This window comes from Streptomyces sp. NPDC093568 (genome assembly GCF_044764945.1).
In the GTDB taxonomy this organism is placed as follows: domain Bacteria; phylum Actinomycetota; class Actinomycetes; order Streptomycetales; family Streptomycetaceae; genus Streptomyces.
Genome location: NZ_JBIWJD010000007.1, coordinates 279,313 through 299,412 on the forward strand (window position 1 = coordinate 279,313; position 20,100 = coordinate 299,412).

Below are 20,100 nucleotides of genomic sequence, written 5' to 3' on the forward strand. Positions count from 1 at the left end.
GGGATACAGGCGCATGCGGACATGCGGGTGCACGAGAGCCGACGAGTCAGTCTACGTCAGCGCCCCCGGAAAGACGAATCGGGGAATCCTGCCCTGACCGGCAGATCATTAAGCACGACGTCCGCGGAACGGCGCTCAGGCGAGCGGATCCGGCGCGGCGACGATCCCGTGCTCGGCCAGCTTCGCCTTGCCGCCGTCGGGAGCGGTGAGCACCAGCGGCCCCTGTTCCGTCAGCGCGACCGAGTGCTCCCAGTGGGACGACCAGGTGCCGTCGGTCGTGATGACCGTCCAGTCGTCCGACAGGACCTCGGTCCTGGGCGTGCCCAGCGAGACCATCGGCTCGATCGCCAGGCAGAAGCCCGGGACCAGCTTCGGCCCCTTGCCCCGCCGCCGGTCGACGTAGTTCAGCAGGTGCGGGTCCATGTGCATCTCGGTGCCGATGCCGTGGCCGCCGTAGTCCTCGATGATCCCGTACTTGCCGCCACCCGGCTTCGGCTGCCGGCGGATGTACGTCTCGATGGCCCGCGACACGTCCACGAGCCGGTTCCCCTGCTTCATCGCCGCGATGCCGGCCCACATCGACTCCTCGGTCACCCGGGAGAGCTCGATCAGCTCCGGAGCGTGACCGGAGCCCACGAAGGCGGTGTAGGCGGCGTCGCCGTGCCAGCCGTCGATGATCGCGCCGCAGTCGATGGAGATGATGTCGCCGTCCTTGAGGACGACGTCCTCGGACGGGATGCCGTGCACGACGACGTCGTTCACGGAGGTGCAGATCGTCGCGGGGAACCCGCCGTACCCGAGGAAGTTCGACTTGGCCCCGTGCTCCGCGAGCACCTTGCGCGCGACCTCGTCCAGATCCTTGGTACTGGCCCCGGGCACCGCGGCCTCACGCGTGGCCGCGTGAATGGCGGCGACGACCAGCCCCGCCTCACGCATCTTGGCGATCTGCTCGGGGTTCTTGATCTGCACCATGGGGGCGGGGGCCTTTCCTGGACCGGATGGAGGGACTGTTTCAACCATAAGGGCGGAGCAGGTCGGCCCCACCCCACGCAGCAGCCGCGGCCCCCTCACAGGGAACCGCGGCCTGAGCTGCGTACGGAGCTGGGAACGCTCCTACTTGCCGTCCTCGTCACGCTTGAGCGCCTCCATGGCGCGCGCCGTGACCTCCTCGACCTTGCCCAGCGCGGAGATGGTGACGACCAGTCCCTGCGCCTTGTAGTAGTCGATGATCGGCTCGGTCTGCGTGTGGTAGACCTCCAGCCGCTTGCGGACGGTCTCCTCCGAGTCGTCGTCGCGCTGGTACAGCTCGCCGCCGCAGACGTCACAGACGCCCTCCTGCTTCGGCGGGCTGTAGGTGACGTGGAAGACGTGGCTGGAGTCCTTGCGGCAGATGCGTCGCCCGGCGATCCGCTTGACGACCTCTTCCTCGGGGACCTCCAGGTCGAGGACCGCGTCCAGCTTCATGCTCTCGGACTGGAGCATCTCGTCGAGCGCCTCGGCCTGGGACACGTTGCGCGGGAAGCCGTCCAGCAGGAAGCCGTGCTCGGCGTCCGGCTTCTCCATGCGGTCCTTGGCCATCCCGATGGTGACCTCGTCCGGCACCAGGTTGCCCGCGTCCATGTAGGACTTCGCGAGCTTCCCGAGCTCCGTCTGCTGGCTGATGTTGGCGCGGAACAGGTCGCCCGTGGAGATGTGCGGGATCGACAGGTTCTTGGCGAGGAACGCGGCCTGCGTTCCCTTGCCGGCACCCGGCGGCCCGACGAGGACGATACGCATCAGCGGAGGAACCCTTCGTAATTGCGCTGCTGGAGCTGGCTCTCGATCTGCTTCACCGTCTCCAGGCCCACACCCACGATGATCAGGATGCTGGTCCCGCCGAAGGGGAAGTTCTGGTTTGCCCCGAAACCAGCCAACGCCATCGTCGGCACGAGAGCGATCAGACCCAAGTACAGCGAGCCCGGCCAGGTGATCCGGTTGAGCACGTAGGAAAGGTACTCAGCGGTCGGTCGGCCAGCCCGGATGCCCGGGATGAAGCCACCATACTTCTTCATGTTGTCCGCGACTTCCTCGGGGTTGAACGAGATGGCCACGTAGAAGAACGCGAAGAAGACAATCAGGAAGAAATAGAGGGTGACGTGCACGGGTGCCCCCGTGTCCGCCAGGTTCTGTGTGACCCAGGTCGCCCAACCGGACTGCTGGTCGTTCGAGAACTGGACAATCAGCGCCGGAATATAGAGCAGCGACGACGCGAAGATGACGGGAATCACGCCCGCCTGGTTCACCTTGAGCGGGATGTACGTCGAGGTACCGCCGTAGGAACGGCGGCCGATCATGCGCTTCGCGTACTGCACCGGAATGCGTCGCTGCGCCTGCTCGACGAAGACGACGAGTCCGACCATGACCAGGCCCACGGCGATGACGGTGCCGAACTCGATCCAGCCGCCGGCCAGGTCGCCCTGCTGCTTGATGGCCCACAGGGCGGACGGGAAGGTGGCGGCGATCGAGATGAACATCAGGATCGACATGCCGTTGCCGATGCCGCGGTCGGTGATGAGCTCGCCGAGCCACATGACGGTGGCCGTGCCGGCGGTCATGGTGATCACCATGACGATGGTGGTGAAGATCGACTGGTCAGGCACGATCTGGTTGGCGACCTGGCAGTTCTGGAAGAGCGCGCCGCTGCGGGCGGTGGCCACGAGGCCGGTGCCCTGCAGGATGGCGAGCGCCACGGTCAGGTAGCGGGTGTACTGCGTGATCTTCGCGGTACCCGCCGAGCCCTCCTTCTTCAGGGCTTCCAGGCGCGGGATCACGACCGTCAGCAGCTGAAGGATGATGCTCGCCGTGATGTACGGCATGATGCCGAGCGCGAAGATCGTGATCTGCAGCAGGGCGCCACCACTGAACATGTTGACCAGACCGAAGAGGCCCGTGTTGGTGCTGGCCTGATCGATACAGGTCTGGACGGCCCTGTAGTCGACGCCTGGGATCGGAATGTGGGTACCGATCCGGTACACCACGATGATGGCGAGCGTGAAGAGCAGCTTCTTGCGCAGGTCGGGCGTCTTGAACGCCCGGGCGAACGCGGTGAGCACGGTGCCTCCTGCGACCCCCGCGCAACTGCGTCAAGGGTGACGGTCTTGAGGTTCGACTAATAGGAACGACTTAGCTAACGGTCAACTGCCGCTCAGAGTGCCTCACAAGAAGCACTCAGTAAAAGTGGGCAGTGCAGGCCACCTTACCGGCGAGACCGCCCCCCTTGGAACGACCAACCGGGGATACCCCATTTGTGGGGCATCCCCGGTCGGGATCGCTCAAGTCATCGAGACGCCTGATTCGTTCAGACGAGCTCGGTGACGGTACCGCCGGCGGCGGTGATCTTCTCCTTGGCGGAGCCGGAGACGGCGTCGACCGTCACCTGCAGCGCCACGGAGATCTCGCCCTGGCCGAGGACCTTGACGAGGCTGTTCTTGCGAACGGCACCCTTGGCCACGAGGCCCTCGACGGTGACCTCGCCACCCTCGGGGTACAGCGCGGCCAGCTTGTCGAGGTTCACGACCTGGTACTCGGTCTTGAACGGGTTCTTGAAGCCCTTCAGCTTCGGAAGACGCATGTGGAGGGGCATCTGGCCACCCTCGAAGCGCTCCGGAACCTGGTAACGAGCCTTCGTACCCTTGGTACCACGACCGGCCGTCTTACCCTTCGACGCCTCACCACGACCCACACGGGTCTTGGCGGTCTTGGCGCCCGGGGCGGGACGGAGGTTGTGGATCTTGAGCGGGTTCTGCTCCGCCATGATCAGTCGACCTCCTCGACCGTCACGAGGTGGCGGACGGTGTGCACCATGCCGCGGAACTCGGGGCGGTCCTCCTTGACGACCTGCGTGTTGATGCCCTTGAGACCAAGGGAGCGCAGGGTGTCACGGTGGTTCTGCTTGCTGCCGATGTAGGACTTGACCTGCGTAATCTTGAGCTGCGCCATGATTACGCACCCGCCCCGGCACGCGCACGGAGAAGAGCCGCGGGGGCGACGTCCTCGAGCGGCAGACCACGGCGGGCCGCGACCTCCTCGGGACGCTGCAGGCCCTTCAGGGCCTCCACGGTCGCGTGCACGATGTTGATCGCGTTGTCGGAGCCGAGCGACTTCGACAGGATGTCGTGGATACCGGCGCACTCGAGCACGGCACGCACCGGACCACCGGCGATAACACCGGTACCGGGCGACGCGGGCTTGAGCAGCACGACGCCGGCAGCCTTCTCACCCTGGATCGGGTGCGGGATGGTGCCCTGGATACGGGGGACCTTGAAGAAGTGCTTCTTGGCCTCCTCAACACCCTTGGCGATGGCGGCCGGCACCTCCTTGGCCTTGCCGTAACCGACACCCACGGTGCCGTCACCGTCGCCCACCACGACCAGCGCGGTGAAGCTGAAGCGACGACCACCCTTCACAACCTTGGCGACACGGTTGATCGCGACAACGCGCTCAACGTAAGCGGTCTTCTCGGCGGCAGCTGCGCCGCCGTCACGGCCCTTCCGGTCCCGCCGCTCGCCGCCACCGGCACCGCCACCGCGGCGCTGGGGTCCAGCCATTGGAATTACCTCTCTCTTTTTCCGCTAGCTACGGAAGCGGCTCAGAACTTGAGCCCGGCTTCGCGGGCGGCGTCCGCCAGGGCGGCGATGCGCCCGGCGTACTGGTTGCCACCACGGTCGAATACGACGGCCTCGACACCGGCGGCCTTGGCGCGCTCGGCGACCAGGGCGCCGACCTGCTTGGCCTGCGCGGACTTGTCGCCCTCGCCACCGCGGATCGAGGTGTCCAGGGTGGACGCCGACGCAAGGGTGTGACCCTTGAGGTCGTCGATCACCTGGGCCACGATGTGGCGGTTGGAGCGGGTAACGACCAGACGGGGACGCTCCGCCGTACCGTTGATCCGCTTGCGGATCCGGATGTGACGGCGCTTGATCGCGGCGCGCTTGTAGGCGTCGCCCTTAAGGATCTTCTGCCCGTATGCCATGGCTTACTTACCCGCCTTTCCGACCTTGCGGCGGATGACTTCGCCCTCGTACTTGACGCCCTTGGCCTTGTACGGGTCGGGCTTGCGCAGCTTGCGGATGTTGGCCGCGACCTCGCCGACCTTCTGCTTGTCGATGCCCTCGACCGAGAAACGCGTGGGCGCCTCGACCTTGAAGGTGATGCCCTCGGGGGCCTCGACCAGAATCGGGTGGCTGTAACCAAGAGCGAACTCGAGGTTCGAGCCCTTGGCGGTCACGCGGTAACCGACACCGCTGATCTCGAGCTTCTTCACGTAACCCTGGGTCACGCCGGTGATCATGTTCGCCACCAGCGTGCGGGACAGGCCGTGCAGGGCCTTGTTCTGACGCTCGTCGTTGGGGCGGGTGACGTTGAGCACGCCGTCCTCACCCTTGGCGATCTCGATCGGCGACACAACGGTGTGGGTCAGCGTGCCCTTGGGGCCCTTGACCGAGACCGTCTGGCCGTCGATGGTGACGTCCACGCCGGCGGGAACCGCGATGGGGAGCTTGCCGATGCGCGACATAGCTGTTTCCTCCGTTCCCTTCTGCTACCAGACGTAGGCGAGGACTTCTCCGCCTACGCCCTTCTTGCCGGCCTGCTTGTCGGTGAGAAGCCCGTGCGACGTGGAGATGATCGCCACGCCGAGGCCGCCGAGCACCTTCGGCAGGTTGGTGGACTTCGCGTACACCCGGAGACCGGGCTTGGAGATCCGCTTGATGCCCGCGATGGAGCGCTCACGGTTCGGGCCGAACTTCAGCTCGAGGACGAGGTTCTTGCCGACCTCGGCGTCCTCGACCTTCCAGCCCGTGATGAAGCCCTCCTGCTGGAGGATCTCCGCGATGTGCGACTTGATCTTCGAGTGCGGCATCGCCACGGTGTCGTGGTACGCCGAGTTCGCGTTCCGCAGACGCGTAAGCATGTCTGCGATCGGATCAGTCATGGTCATGAATTGGCCTTCGGCCTCTCTCGCCGGGGTTTCCTGGTGCGCCATCCCTCTCCCCGATCCGAGACGGGACGGGTGCGGCGCGGTGGACCTACGGCGTAGTAAGTCGTACGGGCGTGACAGACGCCCAACCCCACAAGCCTAAGCCATGCGGGGGTGGGCCCCTGTCCACCCAGATGCTTACCGAGAGCCTTGGGAATCCCGAATTACCGGGATTACCAGGAGCTCTTGGTCACGCCCGGCAGCTCGCCACGGTGAGCCATCTCACGAAGGCACACGCGGCAGAGGCCGAACTTGCGGTACACGGAGTGCGGACGGCCGCAGCGCTGGCAGCGCGTGTAGCCACGCACACCGAACTTGGGCTTGCGAGCAGCCTTGGCAATCAGAGCCTTCTTCGCCATCTCGCTCACGCCTCCTTGAACGGGAAGCCGAGGTGACGAAGGAGCGCGCGGCCCTCAGCGTCGTTGGTCGCCGTGGTGACCACGGTGATGTCCATACCCCGGGTACGGTCGATCTTGTCCTGGTCGATCTCGTGGAACATGACCTGCTCCGTGAGACCGAAGGTGTAGTTGCCACGGCCGTCGAACTGCTTGGGGGACAGACCACGGAAGTCGCGGATGCGCGGGAGCGCGAGCGACAGGGTGCGGTCCAGGAACTCCCACATGCGGTCGCCACGGAGCGTGACGTGGGCACCGATCGGCTGACCCTCACGCAGCTTGAACTGCGCGATGGACTTGCGGGCCTTGGTGACGGCCGGCTTCTGACCGGTGATCGTGGTGAGGTCGCGGATGGCGCCCTCGATCAGCTTGGAGTCGCGGGCGGCGTCGCCCACACCCATGTTGACCACGATCTTGACGAGGCCGGGGATCTGCATGACGTTCTCGTACTTGAACTCGTCACGCAGCTTGCCCGCGATCTCCTCGCGGTACTTCTGCTTCAGACGCGGAGTCGTGGTGGTAGCCATCAGATGTCCTCACCCGTCCGCTTGGCAACGCGGATCTTGTTGCCTTCGTCGTCGAAGCGGTAACCGACACGCGTGACGACCTTGTTGCCGTCCTTCTCAACGACCAGCTGGACGTTGGAGACGTGGATCGGCGCCTCGGTCGTGACGATGCCGCCGGCCTGCGAACCGCGAGCGGTCGGACCGGCCTTGGTGTGCTTCTTGACCCGGTTGACACCCTCGACCAGGACACGCTCGTCGCGCGGGTAAGCGGCAATGACCTTGCCCTGCTTGCCCTTGTCCTTACCGGTGATGACCTGGACCAGGTCGCCCTTCTTGATCTTCATGCTTACAGCACCTCCGGCGCGAGCGAGATGATCTTCATGAACTTCTTCTCGCGCAGCTCACGGCCGACCGGGCCGAAGATGCGGGTGCCGCGAGGGTCGCCGTCGTTCTTCAGAATGACGGCGGCGTTCTCGTCGAAGCGGATGTACGAGCCGTCCGGACGGCGGCGCTCCTTGACGGTGCGAACGATGACCGCCTTGACGACGTCACCCTTCTTCACGTTGCCACCGGGGATCGCGTCCTTGACGGTGGCGACGATGACGTCACCGATGCCCGCGTAGCGGCGACCGGAGCCACCGAGCACACGGATGCAAAGGATTTCCTTCGCACCAGTGTTGTCGGCGACGCGCAGTCGCGACTCCTGCTGGATCACGTCTATCTCCTGTTTGTCTGCCGGTTCCCGGCAGGGGCCGCCTCGTTACGAGGAGAGCCCCTGCCGAGCCTGGCGGAACTGACCTGCGGGATGACCCCCGCAGGAAATTACTTGGCCTTCTCGAGGATCTCGACGACGCGCCAGCGCTTCGTCGCGGACAGCGGCCGGGTCTCCATGAGGAGGACACGGTCACCGACACCCGCGGCGTTCTGCTCGTCGTGCGCCTTGAGCTTGTTCGTACGGCGGATGACCTTGCCGTACAGCGCGTGCTTCACGCGGTCCTCGACGGCGACGACGACGGTCTTGTCCATCTTGTCGCTGACGACGAGACCCTCACGGGTCTTGCGGAAGCCGCGGGCCTCTGCGTTCTCAGTCACGTTGCTCTCGCTCATGCGTTCTCCACCGTTTCGATGCCCAGCTCACGCTCGCGCATCAGGGTGTAGATCCGCGCGATGTCCTTACGGACGGCCTTCAGCCGACCGTGGTTTTCGAGCTGACCCGTGGCCGCCTGGAAGCGGAGGTTGAACAGCTCTTCCTTGGCCTCGCGGAGCTTGTTCAGCAGCTCCTCGTTGCCCAGCTCGCGCAGCTCGGACGCCTTGGTACCGGCCGACATCACGCTTCACCTGCCTCGCGCTTGACGATCCGGCACTTCATCGGCAGCTTGTGGGCCGCACGAGTCAGCGCCTCACGGGCGATCTTCTCGTTGGGGTACGACAGCTCGAACATCACGCGTCCGGGCTTGACGTTGGCGATCCACCACTCCGGAGAACCCTTACCGGAACCCATGCGGGTCTCGGCAGGCTTCTTGGTGAGGGGACGGTCCGGGTAGATGTTGATCCAGACCTTGCCACCACGCTTGATGTGACGCGTCATGGCGATACGAGCGGCCTCGATCTGACGGTTCGTCACATACGCCGGGGTGAGCGCCTGGATGCCGTACTCGCCGAACGCAACCGTCGTGCCACCCTTGGCAGCGCCGGAGCGCTTCGGGTGGTGCTGCTTGCGGTGCTTGACCCTACGGGGGATCAGCATTTCGGTCAGGCCTCCGTTCCGGTGCTCTCAGCCGGAGCGGACGCGGGAGCCTCGGCCTTGGGGGCCTCGGAACCGGCAGCCTGCTGCGGCTTGCGACCGCGCCGCTCGCCACCGCGGCCACCACGGGCCGGGCGGTCGGCACCGCCACGCGCCGGGCGGTTACCCGCACGGGCGGCAGCGTTCTCGGCGCGGACCTCGGCGATGTTCTTGACGTCGCCCTTGTAGATCCAGACCTTCACACCGATGCGGCCGAAGGTCGTCTTGGCCTCGAAGAAGCCGTAGTCCACGTTCGCACGGAGCGTGTGCAGGGGCACACGGCCCTCGCGGTAGAACTCCGAGCGGGACATCTCGGCGCCACCGAGGCGGCCGCCGCACTGGATCTTGATGCCCTTGGCGCCGGCCTTCATCGCCGACTGCATGCTCTTACGCATGGCGCGGCGGAAGGAGACGCGGGAGGAGAGCTGCTCGGCAACGGCCTGGGCAACCAGCTGAGCGTCGGTCTCGGGGTTCTTGACCTCGAGGATGTTCAGCTGGACCTGCTTGCCCGTGAGCTTCTCGAGGTCACCGCGGATGCGGTCGGCCTCGGCGCCACGGCGGCCGATGACGATGCCCGGACGAGCGGTGTGGATGTCCACCCGCACGCGGTCACGGGTGCGCTCGATCTCAACCTTCGAGATACCGGCGCGCTCCATGCCGGACGTCATCATCCGACGGATGGCGACGTCTTCCTTGACGTAGTCCTTGTACAGCTTGTCGGCGTACCACCGGGACTTGAAGTCCGTGGTGACACCGAGCCGGAACCCATGCGGGTTAACCTTCTGGCCCATTACCGGGTTCCTTCCTTGCTGGCGACGACCACGGTGATGTGGCTGGTCCGCTTGCGGATCCGGTAGGCACGGCCCTGGGCACGCGGACGGAACCGCTTCAGGGTCGGGCCCTCGTCGACGTACGCCTCGCTGATGAACAGCGAGGAGGCGTCCGGGTGGTCGTAGTTGTGCGCGGCGTTGGCAATGGCGCTGTCGAGCACCTTGCCGACCGGCACGGAGGCTGCCTGCGGAGCGAATCGCAGAACAGCCTGGGCCTCCGTGGCGTCCATGCCACGGATGAGGTCCACCACGCGGCGGGCCTTCATGGGCGTGACGCGGATGTACCGCGCCTGGGCCCTGGCTTCCATGGTTGTCCCTTCAGTTTCTTACGTGTCTGAATGCGATCCGCTACTAGCGGCGCTTCGACTTCCGGTCGTCCTTGACGTGGCCCCGGAAGGTGCGCGTCGGCGAGAACTCGCCGAGCTTGTGGCCGACCATCGACTCGGTGACGAACACCGGGATGTGGGTCTTGCCGTTGTGCACCGCGAGCGTGTGGCCGAGCATGGCCGGCACGATCATGGAGCGACGGGACCAGGTCTTGATGACGTTCTTGGTGCCTGCTTCGTTCTGGGCTTCCACCTTCTTGATCAGGTGGTCGTCGACGAAGGGCCCCTTCTTGAGACTGCGCGGCATCTAAACCCGCTCCTAGCGCTTCTTGTTCGTCTTGCGGCGGCGGACGATGTACTTGTTCGAAGCCTTCTTCGGCGAACGAGTACGACCCTCCTTCTGACCCCAGGGGCTGACCGGGTGGCGACCACCGGAGGTCTTGCCCTCACCACCACCGTGCGGGTGGTCAACCGGGTTCATCGCCACACCGCGAACGGTCGGGCGGACGCCCAGCCAGCGCTTGCGGCCGGCCTTGCCCCAGTTGATGTTGCTCTGCTCGGCGTTGCCGACCTCGCCGACGGTGGCGCGGCAGCGCACGTCGACCAGGCGGATCTCACCGGAGGGCATGCGGAGGTGAGCCATCTGGCCCTCCTTCGCGAGCAGCTGCACGGAGGCACCGGCGGAGCGGGCGAACTTGGCACCGCCACCGGGACGGAGCTCGATCGCGTGGATCGTGGTACCGACCGGGATGTTGCGGAGCGCCAGGTTGTTGCCCGGCTTGATGTCGGCCCCGGGACCGTTCTCGACGCGGTCACCCTGCTGCAGGTTGCGCGGGGCGAGGATGTAGCGCTTCTCGCCGTCGGCGTAGTGCAGCAGCGCGATGCGCGCGGTGCGGTTGGGGTCGTACTCGATGTGCGCGACCTTCGCCGGCACGCCGTCCTTGTCGTGACGACGGAAGTCGATCACTCGGTAGGCGCGCTTGTGTCCGCCACCCTGGTGGCGAACGGTCACACGACCGGCGTTGTTACGGCCGCCCTTGCTGTGCAGCGGGCGGACCAGCGACTTCTCCGGCGTGGACCGCGTGACCTCGACGAAGTCGGCGACGCTGGAGCCACGACGGCCCGGCGTAGTCGGCTTGTACTTGCGGATTCCCATTTCTCAGTCCTCGTCCGATATCGGACGATCCGGACCGCCCTTAGGCGGTCGGACCGCCGAAGATGTCGATACGGTCGCCCTCGGCGAGGGTCACGATCGCGCGCTTGGTGCCCGCGCGCTGGCCGAAGCCGGTGCGGGTGCGCTTGCGCTTGCCCTGGCGGTTGATCGTGTTGACCCCAGTGACCTTGACGTCGAAGACCGCCTGGACGGCCTGCTTGATCTGGGTCTTGTTGGCGCTCGGGGCAACGATGAACGTGTACTTGCCCTCGTCGAGAAGCGCGTAGCTCTTCTCGGAGACGACCGGCTTCAGCAGCACGTCACGGGGGTCCGTGAAGGACTTGCTGACCGGGGTCTCGACGGTGTTCTTGCCCTCGGCGGCGTGGCGACGCGCCTTGGCGACGCGAGCGGCCTTGGCCTTCTTCGCGGCCTTCGAGGCAATGGCGGGGTGACGGATAGCCATCAGACCTCGCTCCCTTCGGTGTCAGTGGCCTTCGGGCCCGACACGAAGGACTCGAACGCGGCCTGGGTGAAGACCACGTCGTCCGAGACGAGAACGTCGTACGTGTTCAGCTGGCCCGGCTCCAGGATGTGGACCTGGGGCAGGTTGCGGGCGGACAGCCAGGCGGCCTCGTCGGCGCGCTCGACGACCAGGAGCAGGTTCTTGCGCTCGCTGATCTTGCCGAACAGGCTCTTCGCGGCCTTGGTGCTGGGGGTCTCGCCCTCGATCACGCCGGAGACGACGTGGATGCGGTTGTTGCGGGCCCGGTCGGTGAGGGCGTGGCGCAGGGCCGCGGCCTTCATCTTCTTCGGGGTCCGCTGCGAGTAGTCACGCGGCACGGGACCGTGCACGACGCCACCACCGGCGAACTGCGGCGCGCGGGTCGAACCCTGACGGGCGCGACCGGTGCCCTTCTGGCGGTAAGGCTTCTTGCCACCACCACGGACCTCGCCACGGGTCTTGGTCTTGTGCGTGCCCTGGCGGGCAGCGGCCAGCTGCGCGACGACGACCTGGTGAAGCAGCGGAACGCTGATCTTCTCTACGTCGAAGATCTCCGCGGGGAGCTCGACGGAACCGGCCTTGTCGCCCGCCGGCGAAAGGATGTCAACAGTGCTCATCGGTTACCTCAGGCCCCCTTGGCCGCGGTGCGGACCAGGACGAGGCCGCCGTTCGGACCGGGAACCGCGCCCTTGATGAGCAGCAGACCCTTCTCCGCGTCAACGGCGTGGACGGTCAGGTTCTGGGTGGTGACCCGCTCGTTGCCCATGCGACCCGCCATGCGGAGGCCCTTGAACACACGGCCCGGGGTGGCGCAGCCACCGATGGAACCGGGAGAGCGGTGCTTGCGCTGGGTACCGTGCCCGGCACCGAGGCCACCGAAGTTGTGGCGCTTCATGACACCGGCGAAGCCCTTGCCCTTGCTCTTGCCGGTGACGTCGACCTTGACGCCCGCCTCGAAGACCTCGGCGGTGACTTCCTGGCCGAGGGTGTACTCGGAAGCGTCCGAGGTACGGATCTCGACGAGGTGGCGACGGGGGGTGACGTCGGCCTTCGCGAAGTGACCCTTGAGGGGCTTGTTCACCTTGCGCGGGTCGATCTCGCCGAAGGCGAGCTGGACGGACTCGTAGCCGTCGGCGTCGTTCGTACGGACCTGGGTCACGACGTTCGGGCCGGCCTTGACGACGGTGACCGGAACAACACGGTTGTTCTCGTCCCACACCTGCGTCATGCCGAGCTTCTCGCCCAGGATGCCCTTGATCTGCTTAGCCATTCTCAGATCACCGACCCTCAGAGCTTGATCTCGATGTCGACACCGGCCGGAAGGTCGAGTCGCATCAGAGAGTCAACGGTCTTGGGGGTGGGGTCGAGAATGTCGATCAGGCGCTTGTGCGTGCGCATCTCGAAGTGCTCGCGCGAGTCCTTGTACTTGTGCGGCGACTTGATGACGCAGTACACGTTCTTCTCAGTGGGCAGCGGCACCGGGCCCGCGACCGACGCACCAGTGCGGGTCACCGTCTCGACGATCTTCTTCGCCGAGGAGTCGATGACCTCGTGGTCGTAGGCCTTGAGCCGGATGCGGATCTTCTGTCCCGCCATGGCTACTCAGTAGTCCTGTCTCTCTAACGCTCTGGAACCCGGTGTTCCCTTGACCCCCTCCGACCCACGCGGTCGGGCGTGTCGCGCTCCCGCTGACACAGATGCCCCTTGTTCGAACATCCCTGCGCGAGGAACACGGCCCTTCCGGAACCGCAAGCCGGGAGCTAGGAGGCCCACCGGGTGCCTGGCCGGTGTCGCGCTCACACTTCCCGGAAGATTCCCGTACGTCCGCCCCAGCGCTGCCTTACGGCAGTTAGGGCGACGAGTACTGTGGGACTCGCTTCCAGTCCTCCCGGCGGGAGGCGCGCAGCATCAACACTCGACCGAGCAACTCGGACAGTCTGCCATATGGGGCAGGGGGCTGGCCAATCGAGCCGGAGAGAATACCCCGAGGGTGACGCAGGTCAAACCGCACCCGCTGAGCGCACCCCGGCGGCCGTCCCGGGACCGCCGCGCGGATCACACCCGTCCGGGTGCTCGCCGCCTGATCCGGGCGGTGCCGTCCGGGTCGGCCTCGCTCAGCGCCCGGATCACCTCATGGTCGGGAGACAGGCTGCACGCCGGGTCCGTCCGGGCGGCGTCCCCGGTCAGCGCGTACGCCTGGCAGCGGCAACCGCCGAAGTCCTGGTCGCGGCGGTCGCAGCCGCGGCAGGGATCCGGCATCCAGTCGGTGCCGCGGTAGCGGGTGAACGCCCGGGAGTGGTCCCAGATCCACTCCAGTGGATGGTCCCGTACGTTCGGCGGGTCCAGGTCCGGCAGCGCGGCGGCGGCCGGGCAGGGCAGGACGGTGCCGTCCGGGGCGACCGTGAGCGACACCGCTCCCCAGCCGCCCATGCAGGGCTTGGCGACGCCGTCGAAGTAGTCGGGGACGACCCAGACCAGCTCGGGCCCGCCCGGCAGCCGCTCGCGCCACCGCTCCACGGTCTCCCGCGCCCCGGCCAGCTGCTCGCGGGTCGGCAGCAGCACGGCCCGGTTGAGCAGGCCCCACCCGTAGAACTGCGCGTTCGCCAGTTCGACGCGGTCCACGCCCCAGGCCACCCCCAGCTCGACGAGCGCGTCGAGGGCGTCGAGGTTGTCGCGGTGCAGGACGACGTTGAGGCCGAGCGGCAGGCCGGCGGCGCGGACCAGCTCGGCGGCCCGCTCCTTCTCGGCGAAGGACCGGCGTCCGGCGATCCTGTCGGAGGCGCGGGGGTCGGCGTGCTGGACGGAGAGCTGGACGCTCTTCAGCCCGGCACGCACGAGCCCGGCCAGGCGAGCCTCGCTCAGGCCGACGCCGCTGGTGACCAGCTGGGTGTAGATCCCGGCGGCCTCGGCCGCGGTGACGATCTCCGCGAGGTCCCGGCGCAGCAGCGGCTCGCCGCCCGACAGATGGGTGTGGACGACGCCGAGCTCGCCCGCCTGGCGCATCACGTCCGCCCACTGCCCGGTGCTCAGCTCACGCGAGCGGCGCGTCAGTTCCAGCGGGTTTGAGCAGTACCCGCAGTGCAGCGGGCAGGCGTGCGTGAGCTCGGCCAGCAGGGCCCAGGGACGGGCGGGCGGCGGCCCGGCGGAGGGGGTCATCGCAGCCAGCCCTCCTCGCGGAGCCGGTCGAGGAACGGGGGGACGTCGGTGGCGACCGGGGCGCCGGGGAAGCGCCGGGCCAGTTCCTCGACGATCTCGGCCACCGCACGCGTGCCGTCGCACAGCCCGACGACCGCGTTGGCCGAGCCGCTCAGAACCCCGACCCGTTCCGGCAGGAGCAGCAGGTCCGCGTCCCGGACGGGGTCGTGGCGGCGCATGAGGGCCGGCGCCAGGGCGGGCCGCCAGTCGGTGCCGGCCGGCGTACTCATCCCTGCTCCCGCCGTCCCGCCCGTTCCACGGCGTCCAGCAGGGACCAAAGAACGTCGCACTTGAAGCGCAGCGCGGCCACGGCACGCTCCTGGTCGTCGCGGGTGCGGGCCCAGTCCATCACCAGGTCGAGGGCCTCCCGGCTGTCGCGGCGGCCCTGGGCGACACGGGTGCGGAAGTAGGCGAGGCCGTCGGACTCGATCCACGGGTAGTGGCGCTCGAAGGCGTCGATGCGGGTGCGCATCAGGTCCGGTGCGGACAGTTCGGTGAGCGAGGCGGCGACGGCTTCGAGGGTCGAGCCCAGCCGGCAGAAGTTGACGTATCCGTCGACCGCCAGCCGTACCCCCGGCAGCGCGGAGTCGGCGCGCAGCATCGTCTCGCGGTCCACGCCCGCCGCCTCGCCGAGCCGCAGCCAGCGCTCGATGCCGCCCTCGCCGCGCTGCGCCCCGTCGTGGTCCTGGATGCGGCGCAGCCACATGCGGCGCAGGTCGGAGGTGGGCAGCTTGGCCGTGATCAGGGCGTCCTTGACGGGGATGTGGCGCTGGTAGTGGAAGCGGTTGACGATCCACCGCCGCAGTTCCTCGGGGCTGAGGCTGCCGCTGTGCATCCGGATGTTGAACGGGTGGCGGTGGTGGTAGTACTCCTCCCCCACCGCACGCAGCCGCGCCTCGAACTCGGCGGGGCTCCAGGGCTCGGCGGGCGAGGCGAGGGTTGGGGGTGCCGTATCGGCCGTACTGGCCGTACTGGCCGTATCTGCCGTGGTCATGGCTCGATCACCATCCCGTCGTGGGCCACCTCGATGCCCAGCCGGGCGAGCCGCTTGTGCTCGGGTGCGTCCGGGTCGACGAGGGGGTTGGTGTTGTTGAGGTGCGTGTACAGGCACCGGACGGAGAGGGCGGCCAGCCGTTCGGCGGTGCCGCCGGGTCCGTCGACGGGCAGATGGCCCATGCCGGTGGCGGTGCGGGAGGAGATACCGGTACGGCGGGGCTCCTCGTCGTCCCAGAAGGTGCCGTCGACGATGACGCAGTCGGCCTCCTCGGCGGCCTGCTGAAGGCGGTCGGGCCAGGCCGCGAGCGCGGGGGCGTAGAGGGCGGAGGTGCCGGAGGCGGGGTCGTACAGGCGCAGCGCGACGACCCAGGAGTCGTCGTCCGGGGCGTCGGCGGCGTACCGCGGGCGTTTGCCGGACACCGGGATGCCGCTGATCCGCAGGCCGGGGGCGTCCGCGTCCAGCGGCTCGGCACCCCGCGCGGGCAGCTCCCGCCAGGTCACGTCGGTGTACGGGGCCAGCACCTCGCCGAGCCGCAGCCGCTCCAGCAGGGCCTGGCGGACCGGGGTCGTCGCGAGCACCTGGAAGCCGTCGGCCTCGCGCAGCCGGGCGATGCCGAGGGTGTGGTCGAGTTCGGCGTCGGTGAGGATCACTCCGGCGAGCGGGGTCTGCCGGGGGCCGGGCCCGGGGTGGAGCTCGGGCCGGCCTTCGATCTGGTCGCCGATGTCGGGGGTCGCGTTGACGACGTACCAGCGGCCCTCCCCCGTCCGCACGGCGATCGAGGCGTGCCGACGGCGCCGCCGCGGCTGGGCGCGTGCCCCGGAGCAGCCGGGACACGCGCAGTTCCACTGGGGGATGCCGCCGCCGGCGGCCGTGCCGAGCACCAGCAGCAGCATGGCGGCCGCTAGCGGGTGCTGAGGGAGTAGGCGGTGACTTCCAGCGCGGTGTCGACGACGTCGAAGGCGGGCGTCTGCCAGGTGGCGTCGTCCGGCTGCGCGGCGGGGGCCTGCTCGACCGGCTGAAGCGGTTCCTTGGTCTCGTGCATCACTCGTACCGTCCTTTCCGTGGTTTCCGTGGTTTCCGTGGTTTCCGTGGTTCCTCGGTTCCTTGGTTCCTCGGTTTCCTCGGTTTCCTTGGTTCCTTGGTTCCTTGGGGTTTCCTGACGGTGGGTCACTTGATGGGGACGCGGAGGATCTGGTCGTTGCCGTACCCCAAGTCGCTTGTTCCGACCCACAGTTCGTTCGCACCGGGCACTTTGGCGATGGCCCGGAGGCGGCCGTACGCACCCGGATAGAAGGCGGTCTTCGTGCCGACGCGCTCGCTGTCGCCGTCGATGGGGACGCGCCAGAGCCGCTTGCCCCGCAGCGACGACACGTACAGGACGTTGCGCACGACGGCGATCTGCGCGGGCACGCCTTGCTCCGGCCTGAACGTCACCTTCGGGTCGGTCAGGCCCGGCCGCGAGCAGGCGCCCTCGCAGGTGGGCCAGCCGTAGTTGCCGCCGGGCTTGATCAGGTTGAGCTCGTCGTGGCTCTGATGGCCGATCTCCACCGACCACAGCCGGCCCTCGCGGTCCCAGGCGAGGCCCTGCGGATTGCGGTGGCCGTAGCTGTAGACGCGGTTGCCGAACGGGTTGCCCGGGGCGGGCCTCCCCTCCTTCGTGATCCGCAGGATCTTCCCGTTGAGCGAGTTCCTGTCCTGCGCGAGCCGCGGCCGGAGGGCCTCGCCGGTGGTCACGTACAGATACTTGTCGGGCCCGAAGGCGATCCTGCCGCCGTTGTGATCGCCGCCGCGGCGGATGCCCGTGAGGATCGGCTTGTAGTTGCGCAGCGACGTACCGTCGTAGTCCATCCTGACCACGCGCGTCTCGGACTTGGTGGTGTGCATGAAGAACACCTGCCTGTCCTTCCTGCCGTCCCAGGTCGGCGACAGAGCGACCCCCAGCAGCCCACCGGCACCCTCGTCGTACGGCTCGGGCACCGTGTACGGCACCTCGCCAACCCGCTTCTTGCGGCCGTCCCGGTCGAGGCGGTGCACCTGATAGGACAGCCGCTCGGTGACCAGCGCGGACCGCCCGTCCGGCAGGAAGGCGATGCCCCACGGCGTGTGCCATCCCTTGGACAGCGTCCTGGCGGCGGCCGGGGCACCGCCGTCGGCGGCGGGCGGGGTGGCCGACACGGGTGGGGCCGGGCAGGTGGCGAGGAGGGCGGACGCGGCGGCGAGCGAGACGATGCCGCGGCGGGTGGAAGGGCGCGAGGTGCGGCGCCGCGGGCGGCCTGAATGTGCCATGCCGACACCTTTCGTGATTCCTCAGAGCAATCTCCGTGAGGCGTGATCGGCATGCCACTTGGGAGGGCCGCGGGGGTGAGACCCCCGCGGCCCTGAGTCAGCCCTCGGCTCCGCCCTGGCGCGGCCCGGCGAGTTGTCGCGGGGCCGCCGGCTCGGACGGTTCCCGCTCGGCGAGGAGACGCAGAGCCTCCCGCAGCAGCGTGCTGGAGGTGTGCACGGTGTACGGGAAGTACACGACCTCCACGCCCACTCTCGCGAACTCGGCCTCGTAGGTCGTCCAGACGTCCGTACCGAGCCAGTCGTCACCTTTGAAGATGACGTCGAAGCCGACTTCCTTCCAGATCTCGATCTTGTCGTCCACGGTCGCGACGAAGGCCTCGTCCACATGCCGCACACTGCGTACGATCTGCAGCCGCTCCGCGAGCGGTACGACGGGTGGCCTGCCTTTCAGGCGCACCACGAGTTCGTCGGAGCAGACCCCGGCGATGAGCCGGTCGCAGTGCCCGCGCGCCCGGCGCAGGATGTTCAGATGGCCCACGTGGAAGAGGTCGAAGACCCCCGGCGCGTATCCGAGACGTTCTCCCATCAATGCTTTTCCTTCGGACGCTCATCGGCGACCGCGGAGACTACGAGCGCTTTCGACTTGAGTGAGGTGTTCTTGCCGTCGGTGACGGCGATCCGGTAGCGATGGCGGGAGCCGGGGGCGACGGAGTCCGTGAACTTCATCGTGGGGCGGTTCCACTCCGCCGACCGCCGCGTCGGCGAGGCCACGAGCCTGCCGTCCCGGTAGATCAGATACTTGAGCTCCGCGTCGTCCCGGTCCCATGTGGCCCGCCAGGTGAGCGTGACGCGACCGGAGGCCGAGGCGGAGGCCTTCAGCTGGGGCACCTCTTCCGGGGCACCGCGGTCGGGACCGGGCGAGAACCGGGTCAGGCTCTGCTGCGGGCGTCCGTTGACCGTGGTGAACTCGCCGCCCGCCCACAGGACTTCGCCGGCCATCTTCAGCACGCGGGGGCCGTTGCCCTCTCCGGTCCCTCCGTCGGTGTCGGGGAACCAGTGCAGGATGTGGCGGTTGCGGACCGACTGGGCCAAGAAGTGCTGGCGGTTGTGGTACTCGGTGAAACCACCAGGGGTGTCACGGCAGTCGTGGGCGTGGGACCCGCTGTAGAGCACACCCTTGTGCACGGCGACGGCCTGGGTGGCGCCCATGCAGGTGTCCTTCCACACCATCTTTCCGTCGCCGAGACGGCCGGCGATGCGGCCGTCGAAGATGCCGGTTCCCGCGCCCTCGGCCGCGACGTAGAAGTTGGTCTCGTCGCCCGCCAGCGCCTTCACGGACGACCGTGGCGGCAGCCAGTCCGCGTACGAGTTCACCGTCTTTCCTGTGACGGGGTGCAGCGCGCCGAGTGACTTCTCCAGCTGGCCGTTGAGCAGGAAGAAGTCTCCGCCGACGATGATCTTGCCGAATTTCGGCGCGGCGAGGATGGCCCGTACGGGAGCGTCGATCTCCGCCTGGAACGGCAGGAGCTTTCCGCTGGGGGTGAACGCCGCGATGCGCTCGCGGTCCTGGCCGTTGACGAGTGTGAAGTCGCCCCCCAGATAGACCGCGTCGTTCGTGACGTCGATGGCCCGAACGAACGACGACATGGTCGGCCGGAAGTCCTTGCGCAGCGAGCAGCCCGCCGTGTCGATCGCGACCGCACTGGCAGCCCCGGCCTTACCGACGTTGCCGAACGATCCACCGACGTACAGAACCCTGCCGTTGGGCGACGCCTTCAGCGCTCGCACGGTGTTACCGCCGCCGGTGAAGGAGGGGGCACACGGCAAAAGCCTGCCCGTGGCGGCGTCGAACGCGGCGAAGTTCTTGCGCGCGACCTCCTGTTGGCCGGGCTTCGCGCCCGGAGGTCGGACCTTGTTGAAGGTCCCGCCGACATACACGACACCACGCGCGTACTCGAGAGACCAGACGATGCCGTCGGTCTGCCACGTCGCCAGGGTGTCGGCGGTCAAGGTCTTCTCGTCGCCGTCAGCTACCGAGGCCGAAGCGGTGATGAGCGAGGCAGCCATGAGGAGGGCCACGGCCGATGCCGTGGTGACGCCCCTCTTCGTAC

The 20,100-nt window shown here is 67.8% G+C and carries 32 protein-coding genes; all 32 read right to left on the minus strand.

Annotated features, from left to right (window positions below; translation table 11 throughout):
• Positions 1-135: 135 nt before the first annotated feature.
• The 32 genes from map to ACIRD7_RS27965 all read right to left on the minus strand — a co-directional run bounded on the left by map (position 136) and on the right by ACIRD7_RS27965 (position 19,999).
• Positions 136-972 (minus strand): type I methionyl aminopeptidase, encoded by an 837-nt coding sequence (gene map / locus ACIRD7_RS27810; RefSeq protein WP_403457843.1) that lies wholly within the window; start codon positions 970-972, stop codon positions 136-138.
• A 141-nt stretch (positions 973-1,113) separates the two neighbouring features.
• The gene (locus ACIRD7_RS27815) at positions 1,114-1,776 is read right to left on the minus strand and encodes an adenylate kinase (RefSeq protein ID WP_403457844.1); all 663 of its coding nucleotides are present in this window, start codon (positions 1,774-1,776) and stop codon (positions 1,114-1,116) included.
• Positions 1,776-3,092: a preprotein translocase subunit SecY gene (gene secY, locus ACIRD7_RS27820; RefSeq protein ID WP_403457846.1), complete on the minus strand. Its 1,317-nt coding sequence runs from the start codon at positions 3,090-3,092 to the stop codon at positions 1,776-1,778. The genes ACIRD7_RS27815 and secY overlap by 1 nt, the downstream gene beginning before the upstream one ends.
• A 245-nt stretch (positions 3,093-3,337) precedes the next feature.
• Positions 3,338-3,793, minus strand: a complete 456-nt coding sequence (gene rplO, locus ACIRD7_RS27825; RefSeq protein WP_014674382.1) for a 50S ribosomal protein L15 — start codon at positions 3,791-3,793, stop codon at positions 3,338-3,340.
• 2 nt (positions 3,794-3,795) lie between these two features.
• On the minus strand, positions 3,796-3,978 hold the full coding sequence (gene rpmD, locus ACIRD7_RS27830) for a 50S ribosomal protein L30 (protein ID WP_003974250.1): 183 nt from the start codon (positions 3,976-3,978) through the stop codon (positions 3,796-3,798).
• A gap of 2 nt (positions 3,979-3,980) precedes the next feature.
• Entirely contained in the window at positions 3,981-4,586 is a 606-nt protein-coding gene (rpsE, locus tag ACIRD7_RS27835) for a 30S ribosomal protein S5 (RefSeq protein ID WP_015658456.1), read from the minus strand.
• A 41-nt stretch (positions 4,587-4,627) separates the two neighbouring features.
• Positions 4,628-5,011, minus strand: a complete 384-nt coding sequence (gene rplR, locus ACIRD7_RS27840; protein WP_071364959.1) for a 50S ribosomal protein L18 — start codon at positions 5,009-5,011, stop codon at positions 4,628-4,630.
• Positions 5,012-5,014: 3 nt separating this feature from the next.
• Entirely contained in the window at positions 5,015-5,554 is a 540-nt protein-coding gene (rplF, locus tag ACIRD7_RS27845) for a 50S ribosomal protein L6 (protein WP_403457847.1), read from the minus strand.
• Between the two features lie 24 nt (positions 5,555-5,578).
• A complete protein-coding gene (gene rpsH, locus ACIRD7_RS27850; RefSeq protein ID WP_015658459.1) occupies positions 5,579-5,977 on the minus strand; it encodes a 30S ribosomal protein S8 in 399 nt (132 codons plus the stop codon).
• A 212-nt stretch (positions 5,978-6,189) separates the two neighbouring features.
• On the minus strand, positions 6,190-6,375 hold the full coding sequence (locus ACIRD7_RS27855; RefSeq protein WP_003948630.1) for a type Z 30S ribosomal protein S14: 186 nt from the start codon (positions 6,373-6,375) through the stop codon (positions 6,190-6,192).
• A 5-nt stretch (positions 6,376-6,380) separates the two neighbouring features.
• Positions 6,381-6,938: a 50S ribosomal protein L5 gene (rplE, locus tag ACIRD7_RS27860; protein WP_023547375.1), complete on the minus strand. Its 558-nt coding sequence runs from the start codon at positions 6,936-6,938 to the stop codon at positions 6,381-6,383.
• Positions 6,938-7,261, minus strand: coding sequence for a 50S ribosomal protein L24 (gene rplX, locus ACIRD7_RS27865; RefSeq protein WP_053674523.1), 324 nt, complete (start codon positions 7,259-7,261; stop codon positions 6,938-6,940). Before rplX ends, rplE begins: the two co-directional genes overlap by 1 nt.
• A gap of 2 nt (positions 7,262-7,263) precedes the next feature.
• A complete protein-coding gene (gene rplN, locus ACIRD7_RS27870) occupies positions 7,264-7,632 on the minus strand; it encodes a 50S ribosomal protein L14 (protein ID WP_003998823.1) in 369 nt (122 codons plus the stop codon).
• A 107-nt stretch (positions 7,633-7,739) separates the two neighbouring features.
• Complete coding sequence (gene rpsQ / locus ACIRD7_RS27875; RefSeq protein ID WP_385843353.1) at positions 7,740-8,024, minus strand: 30S ribosomal protein S17; 285 nt, start codon at positions 8,022-8,024, stop codon at positions 7,740-7,742.
• Positions 8,021-8,245, minus strand: coding sequence for a 50S ribosomal protein L29 (rpmC, locus tag ACIRD7_RS27880; protein ID WP_059079052.1), 225 nt, complete (start codon positions 8,243-8,245; stop codon positions 8,021-8,023). Before rpmC ends, rpsQ begins: the two co-directional genes overlap by 4 nt.
• The gene (gene rplP / locus ACIRD7_RS27885; protein ID WP_030967307.1) at positions 8,245-8,664 is read right to left on the minus strand and encodes a 50S ribosomal protein L16; all 420 of its coding nucleotides are present in this window, start codon (positions 8,662-8,664) and stop codon (positions 8,245-8,247) included. Before rplP ends, rpmC begins: the two co-directional genes overlap by 1 nt.
• Before the next feature lie 5 nt (positions 8,665-8,669).
• Entirely contained in the window at positions 8,670-9,491 is an 822-nt protein-coding gene (gene rpsC / locus ACIRD7_RS27890; RefSeq protein WP_031477835.1) for a 30S ribosomal protein S3, read from the minus strand.
• A complete protein-coding gene (gene rplV / locus ACIRD7_RS27895) occupies positions 9,491-9,838 on the minus strand; it encodes a 50S ribosomal protein L22 (protein ID WP_019753093.1) in 348 nt (115 codons plus the stop codon). The genes rpsC and rplV overlap by 1 nt, the downstream gene beginning before the upstream one ends.
• Positions 9,839-9,881: 43 nt before the next feature.
• Complete coding sequence (gene rpsS / locus ACIRD7_RS27900; RefSeq protein WP_019753092.1) at positions 9,882-10,163, minus strand: 30S ribosomal protein S19; 282 nt, start codon at positions 10,161-10,163, stop codon at positions 9,882-9,884.
• A gap of 12 nt (positions 10,164-10,175) precedes the next feature.
• Entirely contained in the window at positions 10,176-11,012 is an 837-nt protein-coding gene (gene rplB, locus ACIRD7_RS27905) for a 50S ribosomal protein L2 (protein ID WP_059192905.1), read from the minus strand.
• 40 nt (positions 11,013-11,052) lie between these two features.
• Positions 11,053-11,472: a 50S ribosomal protein L23 gene (rplW, locus tag ACIRD7_RS27910; RefSeq protein ID WP_403457849.1), complete on the minus strand. Its 420-nt coding sequence runs from the start codon at positions 11,470-11,472 to the stop codon at positions 11,053-11,055.
• Positions 11,472-12,128, minus strand: coding sequence for a 50S ribosomal protein L4 (gene rplD, locus ACIRD7_RS27915; protein ID WP_403457851.1), 657 nt, complete (start codon positions 12,126-12,128; stop codon positions 11,472-11,474). The genes rplW and rplD overlap by 1 nt, the downstream gene beginning before the upstream one ends.
• Positions 12,129-12,136: 8 nt before the next feature.
• Positions 12,137-12,781 (minus strand): 50S ribosomal protein L3, encoded by a 645-nt coding sequence (rplC, locus tag ACIRD7_RS27920; protein ID WP_403457853.1) that lies wholly within the window; start codon positions 12,779-12,781, stop codon positions 12,137-12,139.
• 17 nt (positions 12,782-12,798) lie between these two features.
• Positions 12,799-13,107, minus strand: coding sequence for a 30S ribosomal protein S10 (rpsJ, locus tag ACIRD7_RS27925; RefSeq protein WP_003948644.1), 309 nt, complete (start codon positions 13,105-13,107; stop codon positions 12,799-12,801).
• Positions 13,108-13,566: 459 nt separating this feature from the next.
• Positions 13,567-14,667, minus strand: a complete 1,101-nt coding sequence (gene pqqE / locus ACIRD7_RS27930) for a pyrroloquinoline quinone biosynthesis protein PqqE (protein ID WP_403457855.1) — start codon at positions 14,665-14,667, stop codon at positions 13,567-13,569.
• Positions 14,664-14,936 (minus strand): pyrroloquinoline quinone biosynthesis peptide chaperone PqqD, encoded by a 273-nt coding sequence (gene pqqD / locus ACIRD7_RS27935; protein ID WP_403457856.1) that lies wholly within the window; start codon positions 14,934-14,936, stop codon positions 14,664-14,666. The genes pqqE and pqqD overlap by 4 nt, the downstream gene beginning before the upstream one ends.
• The gene (gene pqqC / locus ACIRD7_RS27940; protein WP_403457858.1) at positions 14,933-15,700 is read right to left on the minus strand and encodes a pyrroloquinoline-quinone synthase PqqC; all 768 of its coding nucleotides are present in this window, start codon (positions 15,698-15,700) and stop codon (positions 14,933-14,935) included. The genes pqqD and pqqC overlap by 4 nt, the downstream gene beginning before the upstream one ends.
• Positions 15,697-16,596 carry a pyrroloquinoline quinone biosynthesis protein PqqB gene (pqqB, locus tag ACIRD7_RS27945; protein WP_403457861.1) on the minus strand — a complete coding sequence of 300 codons (900 nt, stop codon included), beginning with the start codon at positions 16,594-16,596 and terminating at the stop codon, positions 15,697-15,699. Before pqqB ends, pqqC begins: the two co-directional genes overlap by 4 nt.
• Positions 16,597-16,604: 8 nt before the next feature.
• Positions 16,605-16,745, minus strand: a complete 141-nt coding sequence (pqqA, locus tag ACIRD7_RS27950) for a pyrroloquinoline quinone precursor peptide PqqA (RefSeq protein ID WP_403457863.1) — start codon at positions 16,743-16,745, stop codon at positions 16,605-16,607.
• Positions 16,746-16,870: 125 nt separating this feature from the next.
• Complete coding sequence (locus ACIRD7_RS27955; RefSeq protein WP_403457865.1) at positions 16,871-17,989, minus strand: PQQ-dependent sugar dehydrogenase; 1,119 nt, start codon at positions 17,987-17,989, stop codon at positions 16,871-16,873.
• A 97-nt stretch (positions 17,990-18,086) separates the two neighbouring features.
• On the minus strand, positions 18,087-18,578 hold the full coding sequence (locus ACIRD7_RS27960; RefSeq protein ID WP_403457867.1) for an adenylyltransferase/cytidyltransferase family protein: 492 nt from the start codon (positions 18,576-18,578) through the stop codon (positions 18,087-18,089).
• A complete protein-coding gene (locus ACIRD7_RS27965; RefSeq protein ID WP_403457869.1) occupies positions 18,575-19,999 on the minus strand; it encodes a fibronectin type III domain-containing protein in 1,425 nt (474 codons plus the stop codon). The genes ACIRD7_RS27960 and ACIRD7_RS27965 overlap by 4 nt, the downstream gene beginning before the upstream one ends.
• Between the last annotated feature and the right edge of the window lie 101 nt (positions 20,000-20,100).

What these genes read in the sequence shown, in the direction of transcription:
- ACIRD7_RS27855 (WP_003948630.1), bottom strand. Translation starts at nt 6,375, where the DNA reads ATGGCGAAGAAGGCTCTGATTGCCAAGGCTGCTCGCAAGCCCAAGTTC.
- rplX (WP_053674523.1), bottom strand. Translation starts at nt 7,261, where the DNA reads ATGAAGATCAAGAAGGGCGACCTGGTCCAGGTCATCACCGGTAAGGAC.
- rpsH (WP_015658459.1), bottom strand. Translation starts at nt 5,977, where the DNA reads ATGACCATGACTGATCCGATCGCAGACATGCTTACGCGTCTGCGGAAC.
- rpsE (WP_015658456.1), bottom strand. Translation starts at nt 4,586, where the DNA reads ATGGCTGGACCCCAGCGCCGCGGTGGCGGTGCCGGTGGCGGCGAGCGG.
- rpsQ (WP_385843353.1), bottom strand. Translation starts at nt 8,024, where the DNA reads ATGAGCGAGAGCAACGTGACTGAGAACGCAGAGGCCCGCGGCTTCCGC.
- rplO (WP_014674382.1), bottom strand. Translation starts at nt 3,793, where the DNA reads ATGGCGGAGCAGAACCCGCTCAAGATCCACAACCTCCGTCCCGCCCCG.
- ACIRD7_RS27815 (WP_403457844.1), bottom strand. Translation starts at nt 1,776, where the DNA reads ATGCGTATCGTCCTCGTCGGGCCGCCGGGTGCCGGCAAGGGAACGCAG.
- rplD (WP_403457851.1), bottom strand. Translation starts at nt 12,128, where the DNA reads ATGAGCACTGTTGACATCCTTTCGCCGGCGGGCGACAAGGCCGGTTCC.
- pqqE (WP_403457855.1), bottom strand. Translation starts at nt 14,667, where the DNA reads ATGACCCCCTCCGCCGGGCCGCCGCCCGCCCGTCCCTGGGCCCTGCTG.
- rplW (WP_403457849.1), bottom strand. Translation starts at nt 11,472, where the DNA reads ATGGCTATCCGTCACCCCGCCATTGCCTCGAAGGCCGCGAAGAAGGCC.
- map (WP_403457843.1), bottom strand. Translation starts at nt 972, where the DNA reads ATGGTGCAGATCAAGAACCCCGAGCAGATCGCCAAGATGCGTGAGGCG.
- rpsC (WP_031477835.1), bottom strand. Translation starts at nt 9,491, where the DNA reads ATGGGCCAGAAGGTTAACCCGCATGGGTTCCGGCTCGGTGTCACCACG.
- rplF (WP_403457847.1), bottom strand. Translation starts at nt 5,554, where the DNA reads ATGTCGCGCATCGGCAAGCTCCCCATCGCGGTTCCCGCCGGCGTGGAC.
- rplV (WP_019753093.1), bottom strand. Translation starts at nt 9,838, where the DNA reads ATGGAAGCCAGGGCCCAGGCGCGGTACATCCGCGTCACGCCCATGAAG.
- pqqB (WP_403457861.1), bottom strand. Translation starts at nt 16,596, where the DNA reads ATGCTGCTGCTGGTGCTCGGCACGGCCGCCGGCGGCGGCATCCCCCAG.
- rplB (WP_059192905.1), bottom strand. Translation starts at nt 11,012, where the DNA reads ATGGGAATCCGCAAGTACAAGCCGACTACGCCGGGCCGTCGTGGCTCC.
- pqqA (WP_403457863.1), bottom strand. Translation starts at nt 16,745, where the DNA reads ATGCACGAGACCAAGGAACCGCTTCAGCCGGTCGAGCAGGCCCCCGCC.
- rpmC (WP_059079052.1), bottom strand. Translation starts at nt 8,245, where the DNA reads ATGTCGGCCGGTACCAAGGCGTCCGAGCTGCGCGAGCTGGGCAACGAG.
- rplR (WP_071364959.1), bottom strand. Translation starts at nt 5,011, where the DNA reads ATGGCATACGGGCAGAAGATCCTTAAGGGCGACGCCTACAAGCGCGCC.
- ACIRD7_RS27955 (WP_403457865.1), bottom strand. Translation starts at nt 17,989, where the DNA reads ATGGCACATTCAGGCCGCCCGCGGCGCCGCACCTCGCGCCCTTCCACC.
- rpsS (WP_019753092.1), bottom strand. Translation starts at nt 10,163, where the DNA reads ATGCCGCGCAGTCTCAAGAAGGGGCCCTTCGTCGACGACCACCTGATC.
- rpmD (WP_003974250.1), bottom strand. Translation starts at nt 3,978, where the DNA reads ATGGCGCAGCTCAAGATTACGCAGGTCAAGTCCTACATCGGCAGCAAG.
- pqqC (WP_403457858.1), bottom strand. Translation starts at nt 15,700, where the DNA reads ATGACCACGGCAGATACGGCCAGTACGGCCAGTACGGCCGATACGGCA.
- rplE (WP_023547375.1), bottom strand. Translation starts at nt 6,938, where the DNA reads ATGGCTACCACCACGACTCCGCGTCTGAAGCAGAAGTACCGCGAGGAG.
- rplC (WP_403457853.1), bottom strand. Translation starts at nt 12,781, where the DNA reads ATGGCTAAGCAGATCAAGGGCATCCTGGGCGAGAAGCTCGGCATGACG.
- rpsJ (WP_003948644.1), bottom strand. Translation starts at nt 13,107, where the DNA reads ATGGCGGGACAGAAGATCCGCATCCGGCTCAAGGCCTACGACCACGAG.
- rplP (WP_030967307.1), bottom strand. Translation starts at nt 8,664, where the DNA reads ATGCTGATCCCCCGTAGGGTCAAGCACCGCAAGCAGCACCACCCGAAG.
- pqqD (WP_403457856.1), bottom strand. Translation starts at nt 14,936, where the DNA reads ATGAGTACGCCGGCCGGCACCGACTGGCGGCCCGCCCTGGCGCCGGCC.